10 protein-coding genes are annotated in these 15049 nt (G+C 75.0%); 5 read left to right on the top strand and 5 right to left on the bottom strand.

Annotation, left to right across the window (positions count from 1 at the left end; all coding sequences use genetic code 11):
* Positions 1–189 precede the first annotated feature (189 nt).
* From pknB to fxsT, 4 genes are all read left to right on the top strand, one after another.
* Positions 190–2100 carry a Stk1 family PASTA domain-containing Ser/Thr kinase gene (gene pknB / locus ACH4D3_RS33735; protein ID WP_398330221.1) on the top strand — a complete coding sequence of 637 codons (1911 nt, stop codon included), beginning with the start codon at positions 190–192 and terminating at the stop codon, positions 2098–2100.
* A gap of 195 nt (positions 2101–2295) precedes the next feature.
* Positions 2296–4224, top strand: coding sequence for a hypothetical protein (locus ACH4D3_RS33730; protein ID WP_398330218.1), 1929 nt, complete (start codon positions 2296–2298; stop codon positions 4222–4224).
* Entirely contained in the window at positions 4221–5237 is a 1017-nt protein-coding gene (locus tag ACH4D3_RS33725; RefSeq protein WP_398330215.1) for an AAA family ATPase, read from the top strand. Before ACH4D3_RS33730 ends, ACH4D3_RS33725 begins: the two co-directional genes overlap by 4 nt.
* Entirely contained in the window at positions 5237–9694 is a 4458-nt protein-coding gene (gene fxsT, locus ACH4D3_RS33720) for an FxSxx-COOH system tetratricopeptide repeat protein (protein ID WP_398330212.1), read from the top strand. The genes ACH4D3_RS33725 and fxsT overlap by 1 nt, the downstream gene beginning before the upstream one ends.
* Here the strand turns inward: fxsT and ACH4D3_RS33715 are convergent.
* The 4 genes from ACH4D3_RS33715 to ACH4D3_RS33700 form a co-directional block, all read right to left on the bottom strand.
* On the bottom strand, positions 9625–11481 hold the full coding sequence (locus tag ACH4D3_RS33715; protein WP_398330209.1) for an aKG-HExxH-type peptide beta-hydroxylase: 1857 nt from the start codon (positions 11479–11481) through the stop codon (positions 9625–9627). The two genes, fxsT and ACH4D3_RS33715, sit on opposite strands and share 70 nt — an antisense overlap.
* A complete protein-coding gene (locus ACH4D3_RS33710; RefSeq protein ID WP_398330206.1) occupies positions 11478–12677 on the bottom strand; it encodes an FxsB family cyclophane-forming radical SAM/SPASM peptide maturase in 1200 nt (399 codons plus the stop codon). The genes ACH4D3_RS33715 and ACH4D3_RS33710 overlap by 4 nt, the downstream gene beginning before the upstream one ends.
* Positions 12640–12810, bottom strand: coding sequence for a hypothetical protein (locus tag ACH4D3_RS33705; RefSeq protein WP_385351481.1), 171 nt, complete (start codon positions 12808–12810; stop codon positions 12640–12642). Before ACH4D3_RS33705 ends, ACH4D3_RS33710 begins: the two co-directional genes overlap by 38 nt.
* A 159-nt stretch (positions 12811–12969) precedes the next feature.
* A complete protein-coding gene (locus tag ACH4D3_RS33700; protein WP_398330203.1) occupies positions 12970–13290 on the bottom strand; it encodes a CU044_2847 family protein in 321 nt (106 codons plus the stop codon).
* Positions 13291–13385: 95 nt separating this feature from the next.
* Between ACH4D3_RS33700 and ACH4D3_RS33695 the strand changes: the two genes are divergently transcribed.
* A complete protein-coding gene (locus ACH4D3_RS33695) occupies positions 13386–14276 on the top strand; it encodes a deoxyribonuclease IV (protein WP_398330200.1) in 891 nt (296 codons plus the stop codon).
* Positions 14277–14337: 61 nt separating this feature from the next.
* On the opposite strand, the gene ACH4D3_RS33690 is transcribed toward ACH4D3_RS33695, so the two are convergent.
* Positions 14338–14985, bottom strand: a complete 648-nt coding sequence (locus ACH4D3_RS33690) for a sulfite oxidase-like oxidoreductase (protein ID WP_398330198.1) — start codon at positions 14983–14985, stop codon at positions 14338–14340.
* Between the last annotated feature and the right edge of the window lie 64 nt (positions 14986–15049).

The raw sequence follows: 15049 nt of genomic DNA, 5'->3' as shown, positions 1-15049 counted from the left end.
CCGTCCCGGGGTCTTTTCTCCCACCCCCGCACCACCCGTTTCCAGTCGGGCAAGAAGTGGACCACTCGCGTGGGGGTGCGCCGCCGTCGGCGGCGCACGGTGCGTGGGAAGCGTCACAGATGCGCTTCAGTCCCGGTGCGATTGCGTTCGGCGACGCGGGGTGTCGGTGTCGGCTCGTAGACTCCCTGCGTGGACACGACCCTTCAGGACCCTCTCGTCGGGCAGGTGCTCGACGGCCGGTACCGCGTCGAGGCGCGGATCGCGGTCGGCGGGATGGCCACGGTCTACCGGGCCGTGGACACCCGCCTGGACCGCGTGCTCGCGCTGAAGGTGATGCACCCGACGCTCGCGACCGACGCCACCTTCGTCGAGCGGTTCATCCGCGAGGCCAAGTCGGTGGCCCGGCTCGACCACCCCAATGTCGTCCAGGTCTTCGACCAGGGGGCCGAGGGGGCGTACGTCTACCTGGCGATGGAGTACATCGCGGGCTGCACCCTGCGGGACGTGCTGCGCGAGCGCGGGGCGCTCAGGCCGCGGGCCGCGCTGGACATCCTGGAGCCGGTCCTCGCCGCGCTCGGCGCCGCGCACCGGGCCGGGTTCGTGCACCGGGACATGAAGCCGGAGAACGTGCTGATAGGCGACGACGGCCGGGTCAAGGTCGCCGACTTCGGCCTGGTCCGGGCCGTGGACACGGTCACCAGCACCACCGGTGCCGTCCTCGGCACCGTCTCCTATCTGGCGCCCGAGCAGATCGAGCACGGCACCGCCGACCCCAGGGTCGACGTGTACGCGTGCGGTGTCGTGCTGTACGAGATGCTGACCGGCGCCAAGCCGCACGACGGGGACTCGCCCGCGGCGGTGCTCTACAAGCACCTCCACGAGGACGTGCCGCCGCCGTCGGCCGCCGTGCCGGAGATGGCGTACGAGCTGGACGAGCTGGTGGCCGCGGCGACCGCGCGCAACCCGGAGATCCGGCCGCACGACGCCGTGGCGCTGCTCGCGCGGGCCCGCGAGACGCGTGAGTCGCTGAGCGCGGCCCAGCTGGACGCGGTGCCGCCGCAGGCGCTCGCAGGGGAGCACGACAGCGCCGAGGACCGCACGAGCGTGATCCCGCGCGCGCTGACGATGCCCCGGCCGCTGCCCGTCAACGAGGACAACCACACCAGCCGGCTCGCGGCTCCCCCGCCGTCCCCCGCCCCGTCCCGGCGGCTGCGGCTGCGCCGCGGGCCGCTGACGATCGTCGTGGCCGTCCTGCTGGTGCTCGGGATCGGCACGGGCGTCTGGTACATCAACTCCGGCCAGTTCACCAAGGTGCCGCCGCTGCTGTCCAAGACCGAGGCACAGGCCCAGGACCGGCTGGACGACGCCGGTCTCGACGTCGGCAAGGTGCGGCACGCCTACAGCGACACCGTGGAGCGCGGCAAGGTCATCAGCACCGACCCCGGGGTGGGCGACCGCATCCGGAAGAACGACTCCGTGTCGCTCACGGTCTCCGACGGCCCCGACACCGTGAAGCTGCCGGACGTGACGGGCTACAAGCTGGACAAGGCCCGCACGCTGCTGGAGGACGAGGGGCTGGAGCCGGGCATGGTGACCCGGGCGTTCAGCGGCGAGGTGGCCAGGGGCTTCGTGATCTCCACCAAGCCCGGGTCGGGCACCACGGTGCGCGCGGGCTCCGCGGTCGCCCTGGTCGTCAGCAAGGGCAGCCCCGTCGACGTCCCGGACGTCACCGGCGACGACCTGGACGAGGCGCGGGCCGAGCTGGAGGGCGCCGGCCTGAAGGTGAAGGTCGCCGATGAGCGGGTGAACTCGGAGTACGACAGCGGCCAGGTGGCCGGGCAGACGCCGGAGCCGGGCGGCCGGGCCGCCGAGGGCGACACGGTGACGCTCACGGTCTCCAAGGGGCCCCGGATGATCGAGGTCCCGGACGTGGTCGGGGACAGCGTGGACGACGCCAAGCAGAAGCTCGAGGACGCGGGCTTCGAGGTGGACGAGGACCGCGGTCTGCTCGGGCTGTTCGGCGACACCGTGAAGAAGCAGTCCGTGGACGGCGGGGACACGGCTCCCGAGGGGTCGACGGTCACCATCACCATCCGCTGACCCGGCGGCGGGCCCGGCGCCCGGGACACCGGACCGGCCGCCGCGCGCGACCAGCGGCCGATCAGGCCGCGGACCTGGTCAACGGGCCGCGCGCAAAGGGCTGTTGCCCCCTCTGCTTCCCCCGTCGCGGACCGCTACTATGGCGGCTCCGCAGACGGTCGGGGCCTGCGGCGGCGGACGGGGGGGGAGGACGTCTTGACGGCGGAACCGGTCGTACGGACGGCCGTCACCGACGACTGGCAGGTGAGCATCCTCGGCCCGGCCGGGAACCCGGTCGGCGGCGGGGTCATCGTCCCGCCCCGCTACGTGCTGACCTGCGCCCACGTCGTGACGTCGGCCACGGGCGGACGCCTGGGGGACGACCCGCACGCCACCGTCACGGTGACCCTCAGCAGCGGCCTGAAGCTGACCGGCTCCCTGGGCGGCGGGCACCGCTACACCGGCGGCACCCACCACGAGGACGTCTCGGTGCTCACCCTGCACGGCGACCTGGGGCAGGCCGACGGCCGGTTCCCCACCTCCCACGCCCATCTCTCCACCGGCGGCTACGCCGCCAAGCGCCCCATGCAGGTGTACGGCTATCCGCAGGGCCAGCCGCACGGGGTGTGGGCGGACTGCCTGATGGCCGGGCGGGGCGGCCCGGAGTCGGCGCTGATCCAGCTGAACGACGCGCCGGACACCGGCCGCAGGGTGGCCCGCGGCTACAGCGGCTGCGGGGTCCGGGACGCCACGACGTCCCGCGTGGCCGGACTCGCCGTACTGCGCGACAAGTCGCCCGAGGCGGGCGTGACCTGGATGATCCCGCTGGAGCGGCTGGCCCGCGACTGGCCCCCGTTACGGGCGGCGCTGGCGCTGTCCGGCGACCGTGTCGCGGCGCTGCCCGCGCCGGGGCCGCCGGACCCGGACGACGGCCCGTTCGACGACGAGGCCATGGACGACCTGTACCGGCTGCTGCTCGACGGCCGGCTCGCGATGCCCGGCCTGGTGGCCCTGCGCGACGACGCGCTCGGGCCGGTGCGCCGCCCCTGGCAGGGCTCCCCCGAGGACATCCTCGGCATCGTGCACGATCTGCGGCACATCTCCCAGGCGGGCCGGCCGGTGCCGCCGCTGCTGACCTTCGTCGCCGCGCTGTCCCGGCGGGTCCCCGGCCCCCGCGGGCAGGAGCTGGCCCGCTGGGTGCGCGGGCGGGCGGGGCACTGCACCCCGGCGGTCGATCCCGGTCCGCTGCTGGAGCGCCGGGTGCGCCCCGGCGGGGCGGGCACCCGGTGGACGTACGCCACCTTCCGGGTCACTCCCGCGTCGCCGGGCCGGCACTATCTGCTCGACGTCTTCCGGCAGCACGAGGGCGCCCCGCGGGAGGCCGTGCGGCAGTACACCGAGGCCATGCGGCTGGGGCGGATCGAGCGGCTCGTGGTGGACGAGATCATCCGGATGCGCCGGGAGAAGGCCATCGACTCCCCCGACCTGTTCGTGGAGTTCGTCCTGCCCCGCGAGCTGCTGGGCCGGCCGGTCGACGGCCTGCCGATCACGACCCCGAGCGGCGCGGAGGTGCGTTTGGGGGTGGTGCACCCGGTCGCCGTGCGCAGCCTTGAGCGCCAGAACGCGTCGGAATGGGTCGACTGGGGGCATAACTGGTCCCGGAAGTGGGACAGGATGAAGGCATTGTCCGCACTCTCCGGAGAGGGCGTGGTCGCGGTGGTCCCCGCCCGGAACCAGGACGGTCCGTCCCACGAGGCGCTGTTCTCCGCGCTGTACGCGGACGACGGGCCGCTGGCCCTGGTCCTCGGGTTTCCGCCGCGGGTGCCCAGCCGACGCGCCCGCGACGCCGAGTTCGACGCGGCCCTGGACGCGGGGGTACCGGCCCTGGTCTGGGCGCACGACGAGCAGGACGGGCCGTCCGTCGCCGCCGACCTGCCGGACCGGTTGCGGGCCGCCGGGGCGCGCACGCTGCCCGGGGAGGTGCTGCGGGCCCGCCGCGGGGAGTGGTCGTCCCGGCCCGGTGCGGCCCGGCCGCGGGTCGGGGGCGGTCTGCGCCTGGGCTTCCTGTGGGACCCGTTCGACCGGCTGCCGCCGCACACGCCCCTGACCCCACCAGCTCCCGCTCCCGGAGGTGCCTCGTCGTGACCGAGCCCGCAGCCCCGCAGCCGCCGGCGTGGTGGATCTACCGCGGTGACGGTGTCCCGCACAACGGCATCGAACGGCTGCCCGATCCGCCGAGCTGGCGCCCGCTGCAACAGGGCATGCCGCCGCAGGACGAGCCGGTGCCACCGCAGCCCGCCGACACCCGGCGCGGGCGGGTCTTCCAGGTCGACCACGGCCTGGTCGACGCGGTCAACGCCGCGCTGCTGCTGCGCCGCCCGCTGCTGCTGACCGGGCGCCCCGGCACCGGCAAGTCCACCCTCGCGCACGCGGTCGCCTACGAGCTGGGCCTCGGCCCCGTCCTGCACTGGCCGGTGACCTCGCGCAGCACGCTGCGGGACGGCCTGTACGCCTACGACGCCATCGGCCGGCTGCACGAGGCCAATCTGCGCCGCGCCGGGCTGGAGACCGGGGACGGCACCGGCGACATCGGCCGCTTCCTGCGACTGGGTCCGCTGGGCACGGCGCTGCTGCCCCGGCGCCGGCCCCGGGTCCTGCTGGTCGACGAACTCGACAAGAGCGACATCGACCTGCCCAACGACCTGCTCACCGTGTTCGAGGAGGGCCGCTTCACCGTCGAGGAGCTGCTGCGGCTGCCGCCGGAGCAGCGCACCGTCCCGGTGCGGACGGCGGACGGGCGCAGCGCGCCGGTGACGGACGGCGAGGTGGAGTGCTGGGCCTTCCCGTTCGTGGTCATCACCTCCAACGAGGAGCGGGAGTTCCCCGCCGCCTTCGCCCGGCGCTGCCTGCGCTACGACATCGGGCAGCCGGGCCCCGACCGGCTGGCGGCGATCGTCGCCGCGCACCTGGGCGCCGACGCGCTGGAGGAGGCGGCGCCCCTGGTGGAGGCGTTCCTCGCGGAGCAGAGCAACGGAAGCGTCGCCGTGGACCAGTTGCTGAGCGCCATCCAGCTGGCGCGGGCCGGCGCCGACGAGGACCCGGAGCAGTGGCAGGACCTGCTGCGCACCCTGTGGCGGCACCTGGAGACGGGGCCCTGATGCCGTACGAACCTCCGGAGCGGCCCGCTCCGGACGCCCGGGAGATCGCCGAGGTGCTGTGGCTCGCGGCGCGGCTGGCGCACGCCCCCCGGGACCCGGAGCCCGCCCGGCCGGCCCGGGGCACCCCCCGGCTGTCCGGGATCGCGGGCCAGCTGGAACCGGGCTCACCGCGCCGCCGACCGGGTGGCCAGGACCCGGCGGACCCGCCCGGCCCGCCGCCGGACGGCGCCACTCCCGGGGGAGCCGCGCCGGGGACCGGAGAGCCCCGGCTGCATGTGCGGAGCACCGGCGCGCCGGACGGCCGTACGGGCGCCCCGGTACCGGCGCTCGCGGTGCGCTCCCCGGGTGTGCGGCCGCTGGCCCGGACGGCGGAGCTGGCCAAGGCCCTGCGGCCGCTGCGGCGCCGGGCCGCGTCCAGCGTCCGGCACCGGCTGGACGAGGAGGCGACGGCCGACCGGGCGGCCGAGACCGACGTCTGGGAACCGGTGCTGGTCCCGGCGGAGGAACCCTGGCTGGACCTGGTCCTCGTGGTGGACACCGGCGAGTCGATGGTGCTGTGGGACGGCGCGGTGGCCGAACTGCGCGCGGTGCTGCGCCGGGTGGGCGCCTTCCGCTCCATCGCCGTGCGCTGGCTGGAGCATCTGCCGGGCGGCGACGTGACGGTGCGCAGCACGCCGCCGCCGTGGCCGGACGGCGGCGCCGCGCGCTCCGCCACCGGTGCGGACCGGCGGCTGCACCACTCCCCGCGCGGCGCGGTCCTGGTCCTCAGTGACGCGATCGGCCCCGGGTGGGGCTCGGGCGCGGTGCACCGGCTGCTGGCCCGCTGGGCGCGCGGCGGCCCGACGGCGCTGGTGCAGCCGCTCGACCGGCGGCTGTGGCACCGCACCGCGCTGCGCCCGCTCCCGGTCGCGCTCAAGGCCTCCCGGCCCGGCGTCCCCAACGCCGACCTGCGCGCGGACGCCGACCGGCCGGGACTGCTGGTGCCCGTGGTCGAACTGGCCCCGGCGGCCCTGCAGATGTGGGCGCGACTGGTCGCGCGCCCGGAGTCCTCGCCGTTCCAGGGGTACGCGGTACGGGCCGACGCCGTCCCGCGTCCGGAGCGGGGGCGGGGGCCGGGCGGTCCCGGGCCGGGGCCGGAAGGTCCGGGGCCCTCGGTGCGGGACGAGCGGCTGTCGCCCCTCGACCGGGTGCTGGCGTTCCGCGCGGAGGCCTCGCCGCAGGCGTTCGAACTGGCCGGGTATCTCGCCGCCGCGCCGCTGTTCCTGCCGGTGATGCGCCTGGTGCAGCAGGTCATGGCGCCGCGCACGACCCCCTCGCATCTGGCGGAGGTCTTCCTGTCCGGCCTGCTGCACCCGGTACCCGCGCAGCCCCGTCCGGCCGAACAGACCGAGTTCGACTTTCCCGAGACCGTGCGGTCGCTGCTGCTGGGCTCGCTGCACCGGCAGGAGAGCCGCCGGGTCCTGACGGCCGTGTCGGGCTATCTGGCGGAGCACTCCTCGGCGCCGTACCGCTTCGACGCCACGCTGACCGATCCCTCGCGGGGGCTGCCCTCCCGGATCAGTGTCGAGAGCCTGCCCTTCGCCAAGGTCGACGCGGCGGTCGCCGACGCCCTGGGGGGCGGCTTCGCGGCCCGCGCGCGCGAGCTGCGGGACCTCATCTCGCGGCAGCACCGGCCCGGGGGAGATGGTCACGCAAAGTCGCCATACGATGACGGTGTGACTGACACCACATCCGCCAGCGGAGCCATCGAAACGGGCGCAGGCCGCCCCCGTCCGGCCGGTCCCGGCACCCGGACCGGGGGGACGTCCGCGCCGACGGGGGAACAGTCACGGCACACAGCGGGAAGGGATCCATCCGTGGCCGAGTCCGCCTCTCACCCGGTCGGCGTCAACGGCCCCCCGAAGACCGCGAAGACCGCGCAGGCGCCGACCGGCGCCCTTCCGACGCTCACCCGTCCGATGCGGTTCGAGGAGACCGTGCCGCAGGTGTGGGGCCGGCGCATCCCGCCGCGCAACCACAACTTCACCGGGCGCAGCGAGCTGATCACCCAGTTGCACGACCGGCTGGCCGACCGTCGCGCGGCCATCGTGCCGCAGGCCTTCTTCGGTCTCGGCGGCGTGGGCAAGACACAGCTGGCCGTGGAGTACATCTACCGCTACCAGTCCCAGTACCAGCTGATCTGGTGGATCAACGCCGAGGACCCGGCCCTGGTCCGCTCCGCCATCGCCGCTCTCGCGCCGCACCTGGGCCTGGAGGCCGGGCCCAGTGGTGACGAGGCGCTTCCGCTCGTCCTCGACGCGCTGCGCCGGGGCTCTCCCTACCGCAGGTATCTCTTGGTCTTCGACAACGCCGACCGGCCCGAGGACCTGGAGGAGTACTTCCCCTCCGGCGAGGGGCACATCCTGATCACGTCCCGCAACCAGAGCTGGGCCGGTCACGCACACCCCGTCTCGGTGGACGTCTTCTCCCGCGAGGAGTCGGTCCGCTTCCTGCAGCGCCGGGTGCCCGGCATGCCCGCGCAGGACGCCTCCCGCCTCGCGGAGGCGCTGGGCGACCTGCCGCTGGCGGTGGAGCAGGCCGGTGCCTGGCACGCGGAGACGGCGATGTCGGTCGACGAGTACCTGGAGCTGCTGCGCGAGCACGCGGACCGGCTGCTGGACACCTCGGTGCCCTCGGGGTACCCGCACTCCGTGGTGGCGACCTGGAACCTGGCGATGGAGCGCCTGGAGCGGCGCAGTCCGGCGGCTGTGCAGCTGCTGCGGCTGTGTTCGTGCATGGCGCCGGAGCCGATCAGCTGGGCCATGCTGCGCAGCGCCGCTTTCGCCCCGCTGCCCTCGCCGCTCGCCGAGGCGCTGCGCGATCCGGTCGAACTGGGCCTGGCCACCCGGGAGATCGGCCGGCTCGCGCTCGCCCGGATCGACCACCGCAGCAACAGCCTCCAGATGCACCGGCTGGTGCAGGCGGTGCTCTTCAACCAGATGTCGGAGCAGGAGCAGGAGGACACCTACCACCTGACCCACGTGCTGCTGGCCGCCGCCGACCCGCAGGAGCCGGAGGACAACGACAACTGGCGCCGCTACTCCGAGCTGCGGCCGCACATCCGGCCCACCCGGGCCGTCGAGTGCGACCACCGGGAGGTGCGGGACCTGGTCATCAACGAGATCCGCTACCTGTACCTGCACGGCGACTACACCGGCGGCACGGAACTGGCCGAATTCGCCCGCAAGGAGTGGCGGCAGCGGCTGGGCGACGACCACCCGCAGACGATGCGCACCACCCGCTCCTACGCCACGCTGATCCGCAACTTCGGCCGTTTCGACGAGGCCCGGGAGCTGAACGCGGAGCTGCTGGTGCGGGCCCGCCGGGTGTTCGGCGAGGACCACGAGGAGACCCTGGCCATCGCCAACAGCAACGCGGCGGACCTGCGGGTGCTGGGCGACTTCGAGCAGGCCACGGAGCGGGACGCCGACACCCTGGAACGGCTGACCCGGAGCTTCGGCCGGGACTACCCGCTGGCGCTGATGTCGGCCGCCAACCACGCGCTGGACCTGCGGCTGCTCGGCCGCTTCCAGGAGGCGCTGGAGCTGGACGCGGACACCTACCAGCGGCGGGTGCGCATCTTCGGCCCCGACGACCCGGTCACCCTGGTGGTGGCGGCCAACTACGCGCGCGACCAGCGGGAGCTGGGCGACTACCGGGGCTCCACCGAGTCGCTGCGGGCGCTGTACCCGAAGCTGCGGGACCGGCAGGGCCGCGAGCACCCGTCCACCCTCGACGTGGCGAAGAACCTCGCGGTCTCGCTGCGCGCGATGGGCGCCTACGAGGAGGCGTACGACCGGTCCTCGCGGACGGTGGAGCGCTACCGGGCCCGGTACGGCGAGGGGGACCTCAACACGCTGGCGGCGGTGGGCAACTACGCCATCGACCTGCTGCTGCGGGGCGAGCTGGAGGACGCGGAGCGGCTGGCCGCGCAGACCGTGGCCGGGTACGAGCAACTGTTCGGCGCGGACCACCCGTACCTGCCGATGACCGAGACGAACCACGCCCTGGTCCTCAGCGCGCTGGGCGAGCACGAGCGGGCGCTGTCCCTGAACCTCACGGCGTACGAGAAGCTGGCGGCCCGTTTCGGTCCCGAGCACAACTGCACGCTGCGCTGCGGGGTCAACCTCGCCAACGACCTGCACTCGGCGGGCCGCCACGAGGAGGCGGCCCAGGCCGACGGCCGGCACCTGGAGGCGCTGCGGGCCACCGTCGGGCCGGATCACCCGGTGACCCTGGTCTGCGGCGGCAACCTGGCGCACGACCTGCGCGCGCTGGGCCGGGGCGAGGAGGCCGAGGCGCTCCTCGACGACGTCCTGACCCGATTCGCCCGGACCCTGGGACGGGACTACCCGGTCGCCGAGGTCTTCGCCAGGGGCGAGCGGGCGTTCTGCGACATCGAGACCCCGGTCTTCTGACCGGTCCTCCGACCGGTCTTCTGATCGGCCTCGGCGGCATCGTCCGCCAGCCAGGCCGCCAGGGACAGTGGGTCGGGTGCGCGGGGCGGTGCCGTGCCGGGCGGAGGTGCCGTGCCGGGCGGCGGCTCCGTCCGCCGTGCGGTGAGCCGCAGGAGGAGGGCGCGGACGAGTTCGGTGCGTGTGCGCAGGACTTCCGCGCCGGGCCGGCCCTCCTCGGCGGCCGCGGCGGCGAGTTCCGCCCACCCCTGCGCAGGGTGCGGCGCGGCGAGCACCGCGTCCGCGGCCTCCCGGGCCGGCCGGGCCCGCTCGGCGCCACGCTGCCGTGCCGCCCACCGTCCGAACTCCGGCCCGGGTCCGGCCACCGCGCCGGTGGCCGCCCCTACGTCCGTCGCGGGCAGCGGTCCGGCGGGGCGGCCGGACCGCCACAGGGCGGCCAGCCGGTCGGTCCCGGCGTCGTCGGCGGCCGCCCAGCGCAGCCGCCAGACGGCCTCGTCGCCCGCCTGTACCCGGGCGACCGCCCGCGCGAGCCGCTCGGCCCCGCCCCCGCCTCCGTCCCCCACCGCGTCCGTGTCCCGCACGGTCCGGGCGAGCCGGTCGAGGAAGCGGGCGCCGAGGGCGGTGAGCCGGACGTGGGCCGCCGCCTCCGCGAGGCCGCGCTCGACGTGGGCCCGGGTCTGTGCCAGGCGCCAGGCGGCGTCGGCCTGGGCGGGCCCGTGCCGGCTGCCGCTGCGGTCCTGCCAGAACGCCAGGTCGCCGAGGTGGGCGTAGATGCCCTGGAGCAGCCCGCCGGGGGGCCGCGGGTCGGGCCGCCAGGGCGCGTACAGCCGGGGGCCGCCGCCGGGCTCGTACAGGGTGACCAGGTCGCTCAGCGCGCTGAGTTTGCTGTGCTGGAACTCGTGCAGCAGCGTCAGCGCCAGCCGCTCGGGATCGGCCGGCCAGGAGGTGAGGACGGTGCCGAAGGCGTGCCGTGAGGTGGCGGAGGCCACGCCGCGCGCCGGGGCGGGCAGCGGCACGATGCCGTTCAGCCCGGCGGCGAGCTCCTCGGCCCGGCGCGGATGGTTCTCGACGAGCAGTTCCCAGGCCTGCCGCAGGAGTTCCCGCCAGGCCGCGGGACCGGCGCTGGCCGTCTCCAGCGCGGGCAGTTCCGGTGCGGCGGTCTCCAGCGGCAGCCGGAGCGTCAGCCCCCGGTGCCGGGCGTCGAGCACGGCGACGGGCTGCCAGCCGTGTCCGGGCCGGGACGGGTCGCGCGGCAGGACGCGTTCCCCGGCGGCGGTCAGGACGCGTACCCGGCAGCCTCCGGCCGAGGCGCCCGGGGCTCCCTCGAAACCCGCCGCCTCGACGACGACCAGGGCCTCGCGCGCCTCGCCGAGCCCGGTGACCGTGCCGAGGCCGGGCAGGGCCAGCCGTCCCTCGCGCACCGGCACGGTGATCCGGGCCGGGTGGGCCGCGCGGACCGCGGCGAGGACCGCCAGGGCGGCGAGGTCCCGGCCGGCGCACCCGCCCCGGCGGTGTACCGGGCAGTCGCGCAGGGTGCGGGCCGCCCAGGTGCCGAAGGCGGGGCCGTCGACCACCGACCGGGCCGCCGCGGGGGCGACACGTTCGACGCCCGCCAGCAGGTCCGCGGCCGCTTCGGCGGTCCCGCCGCACGGTCCGTCCAGCGCGCGGCGCAGCAGCAGGAGGTTGCGGCTGCGCCGGGCGCGCCGCAGCAGAAGCACCGCGGACCGGCCGCCCTCCCCCGCGGCGAGGGCGTCGAAGACGTCGTCCGGCAGGACGCAGGGGCCGATCACGTCGGCGCCACGGTGCGGGCGAGCCGGCCTCTGATGTGCCCGATGAGCAGGAGCAGGTCGGCGCAGTACACGGTGGGCGCGCGGTAGCCGGAGCCGGGCCGGTAGCGGTGCCCGTACTCGCCGCCGCCGCACACGGACAGCTCCGGACAGCGCAGGCACTGCTCGGACAGGGCACGCTCCCCGGCCTGCCGGGCGGCGAACCCCGGGTGCAGCAGGACCTCGTCGAAGGAGTTCCGGAAGACGTCCAGGCCGCTCTCGGAGGAGCCGTCGGGTCCGGTGCGCAGCGTGTCGTTCTGGTGGACGGAGCCGTCGGCCTCGACGAACACGGAGACGCTGCTGGTGACGCCGACCCAGTCGAGCCTGCTGTGCCCGCCGAGCACCGTGTGCAGCAGCTCGTCGAGGATCCGCACCGAGGTCTCCTTGCGCGGCGCGCCGGCCCAGCGGTCGAAGACGGCGGCCAGCCAGCGCCCGTACGCCCCGGCCGGTGCGGGTGGCGGGGCGCCCCAGTGGCCGTGCGGCAGCAGGAAGTCGATCAGCGGCGGCCGGGTCGCCAGCAGCGACTCGTAGACGGCGACCGGGTCCCTGGCCGCGTCCACGGTGCACAGCAGCCCGGCGTACAGCTGCGGATAGGAGCCGGAGAGCAGCCGCAGTCCCGCCAGCACGTCGTCGTAGGAGCCCCGTCCGCCGCGGGTGCGGCGGTGGGCGTCGTGCGCCTGCCGGTCGCCGTCCACGCTGACGCCGACCCGCACCCGGTGCTCGGCCAGGGTGTCCAGCATGCGGGTGTCGAGGAGGGTGCCGTTGGTCTGGACGGTGAACTCGGCCTCGGTGCCGGTCTCCTGGAGGGTGCCGCGGACGGTGTGCACGGCCTCGGCGACGCCCTGGGGTCCGGCCAGCAGGGGTTCGCCGCCGTGCAGCACGATCCGGACCCGCGGCAGCCCGTGGTCCCGCGCGTGCTCCGCGATCCGCTCGGTCGTACGGCGCAGGGTCGCGGGGCTCATGGCGCGGGGCTGGCGCCGCCAGGTGCGGTCGCCGTGCTCGTAGATGATGCAGTAGTCGCAGGCCAGGTTGCACCGGCTGCGGGTCTTGAGGACGAACTGGCGCAGCGGGACCGGCCGCCAGCCCTCGTCCAGGAGTGCCGCGACGTCGACCGCGGGCCGGTCAGGCGCTCGCCTGCCAGCTGGTGTATTCGTCGTCATGGGACTGAGCGGCCTCCGTCTGCAGCCGCTCCAGGGCCACCGCGAGTACGGAACCGGGAAGCGCGCGCAGTTCGTCGACGGTGCATTCGGCGATGTCGGGCAGTGCGCACTCGACCCCCGTGGTCTCTTCCACGCCTCGGCCCCCTCCTGCGTCCGGGACGTCCGGCATCCGGCCCCGCGCCGCGGCACACCGCCGCCAGTGCATGGTAGGCGGATCCGGGTGCGGTGCGGGAGAGGGCCTCACTCCCCCGCGGCCGGATCCGGACACCCGGCCCCCCGGGCTGGGCGCCGCCTAGCTCTCCCACACGGCACGCACGATCAGGTGGGCCTCTCCCGTCGCCTTGGCCACGACGGCACCGGCCTCCCCGCTCAGCTTCACCCCGAACTCCAGTTCCAGCCGTTTCGGGGCGACGTCGAGGGACGTCATGCGGGTGTGCGCCTCGGCGGCCATGCGCCGGATGCCGTCGAGGGCCTCGCCGAGTCCCTCCTGGGCCCGCCGGACGACCGTGCTCCCGTTGACCGAGATCTCCTGCAGGCCGTAGACGTCCTCGTCGGCCGGTTCGACCATGACCCGGCCGCCGTCCGGCAGCGCGAAGCTGACGACGTCCCCCATGTGCACCCTCCCCTGGCTCGGCAGCGCCGGTGCGCTGGTGCAGTCGTACCCTGATCCGGGGCCCGTCCACACGTCCTGGCATCCTTGGTGCGGACATGAGCACCGCATCTTCCGCATCTTCCTCCCCCCTGCCGCGCAATCCCGTCGGCGGCCACGTCCCGGTGGCGGGCGGGCTGCACTCCGTCGGCCTGTCCTACGCCCGTGAGCTGAAGGCGGAGACCGTGCAGGTCTTCGTCGCCAACCCGCGCGGCTGGGCCACCCCGGCCGGCAACCCGAAGCAGGACGAGGCCTTCCGCGAGGCCTGCGCGGCCGGATCGGTCCCGGCGTACGTGCACGCGCCGTACCTGATCAACTTCGGCTCGCACACCGAGGCGACCGTGGAGCGGTCAGTCGAGTCGCTGCGGCACTCGCTGCGGCGGGGGCGGGCCATCGGGGCGCTCGGCGTGGTGGTGCACACCGGGAGCGCGACCGGCGGACGGGAGAGGTCGGTGGCGCTGAAGCAGGTGCGCGAGCACCTGCTGCCGCTGCTCGACGAGCTGACCCACGACGACGACCCGTACCTGCTGTTGGAGTCGACGGCGGGGCAGGGCGCCTCGCTGTGCTCGCGGACCTGGGACTTCGGGCCGTACTTCGAGGCGCTGGACGCCCATCCGAAGCTGGGCGTGTGCCTGGACACCTGCCACATCTTCGCGGCGGGGCACGACCTGACCGGGCCGTCCGGCATGCACCAGACCCTCGATCTGCTGGTGGACACCGTCGGCGAGGGGCGGCTGAAGCTGATCCACGCCAACGACTCCAAGGACGTGGCGGGCGCGCACAAGGACCGGCACGAGAACATCGGCGCCGGTCACATCGGCGAGGACCCGTTCCGCGCGCTGATGACGCACCCGGCGACCGAGGGCGTGCCGCTGGTCATCGAGACGCCCGGCGGCAAGGAGGGGCACGCGGCGGACGTGGCGCGGCTGAAGAAGCTGCGCGACGGCTGACCCGCGAGGGCCCGCGACGGCTGACCCGCGGGGGCCGTACGGCGGGTCGCGGCTCGGCGGGTCACGGCTCGGGGCCGTCTCCCGGCTCCTCCTGGTAGGAGTAGCGCTGCTCCCGCCAGGGGTCGCCGATGTTGTGGTAGCCGCGCTCCTCCCAGAAACCGCGCCGGTCGGCGGTCATGTACTCGATGCCGCGCACCCACTTCGGGCCCTTCCAGGCGTACAGGTGGGGCACGACCAGCCGCAGCGGGAAGCCGTGCTCGGCGGTGAGCAGCTCGCCGTCCTTGTGGGTGGCGAAGAGGGTGCGCTCGGCGGCGAAGTCGGACAGCCTGAGGTTGGAGCTGAAGCCGTACTCGGCCCACACCATCACGTGGGTGACGGCGGGCGCGGGCGGGGCCAGCTCCAGGATCGTGGCGGCCGGGACGCCGCCCCACTCGGCGCCGAGCATGCTGAACTTCGTGACGCAGTGCAGGTCGCCGACGACCGTGGTGTAGGGCAGGGCGCCGAACTCGTCGTGGGTCCAGCCGTGCTTCTCGTCGTCGGTGGTGGCGCCGAAGACCCGGAACTCCCAGCGCTCGGGACGGAACTTGGGAACCGGTCCGTAGTGCGTGACGGGCCAGCCGCGCTGCAGTCGCTGCCCGGGCGGGAGCTCGAACCGCGACGCTCCTTGCGAACCGTCCGCTCCCGATCCGTGTTCCACCGGCTGACCCATGCCTCCATCCTGACAGACCCGGACCGATGCCCCTGACCCACCCCACTTACATTCGGGCAAAAGC

It is taken from the genome of Streptomyces sp. NPDC018026, assembly GCF_044327745.1.
Taxonomy (GTDB): Bacteria; Actinomycetota; Actinomycetes; order Streptomycetales; family Streptomycetaceae; genus Streptomyces; species Streptomyces rubrogriseus.
The sequence above is the reverse complement of the archived record's forward strand: the minus strand, read 5'-3'. Positions and strand labels throughout refer to the sequence as shown.

What these genes read in the sequence shown, in the direction of transcription:
- fxsT (WP_398330212.1), top strand. Translation starts at nt 5,237, where the DNA reads ATGCCGTACGAACCTCCGGAGCGGCCCGCTCCGGACGCCCGGGAGATC.
- ACH4D3_RS33710 (WP_398330206.1), bottom strand. Translation starts at nt 12,677, where the DNA reads ATGACGACGAATACACCAGCTGGCAGGCGAGCGCCTGACCGGCCCGCG.
- ACH4D3_RS33700 (WP_398330203.1), bottom strand. Translation starts at nt 13,290, where the DNA reads ATGGGGGACGTCGTCAGCTTCGCGCTGCCGGACGGCGGCCGGGTCATG.
- ACH4D3_RS33695 (WP_398330200.1), top strand. Translation starts at nt 13,386, where the DNA reads ATGAGCACCGCATCTTCCGCATCTTCCTCCCCCCTGCCGCGCAATCCC.
- ACH4D3_RS33690 (WP_398330198.1), bottom strand. Translation starts at nt 14,985, where the DNA reads ATGGGTCAGCCGGTGGAACACGGATCGGGAGCGGACGGTTCGCAAGGA.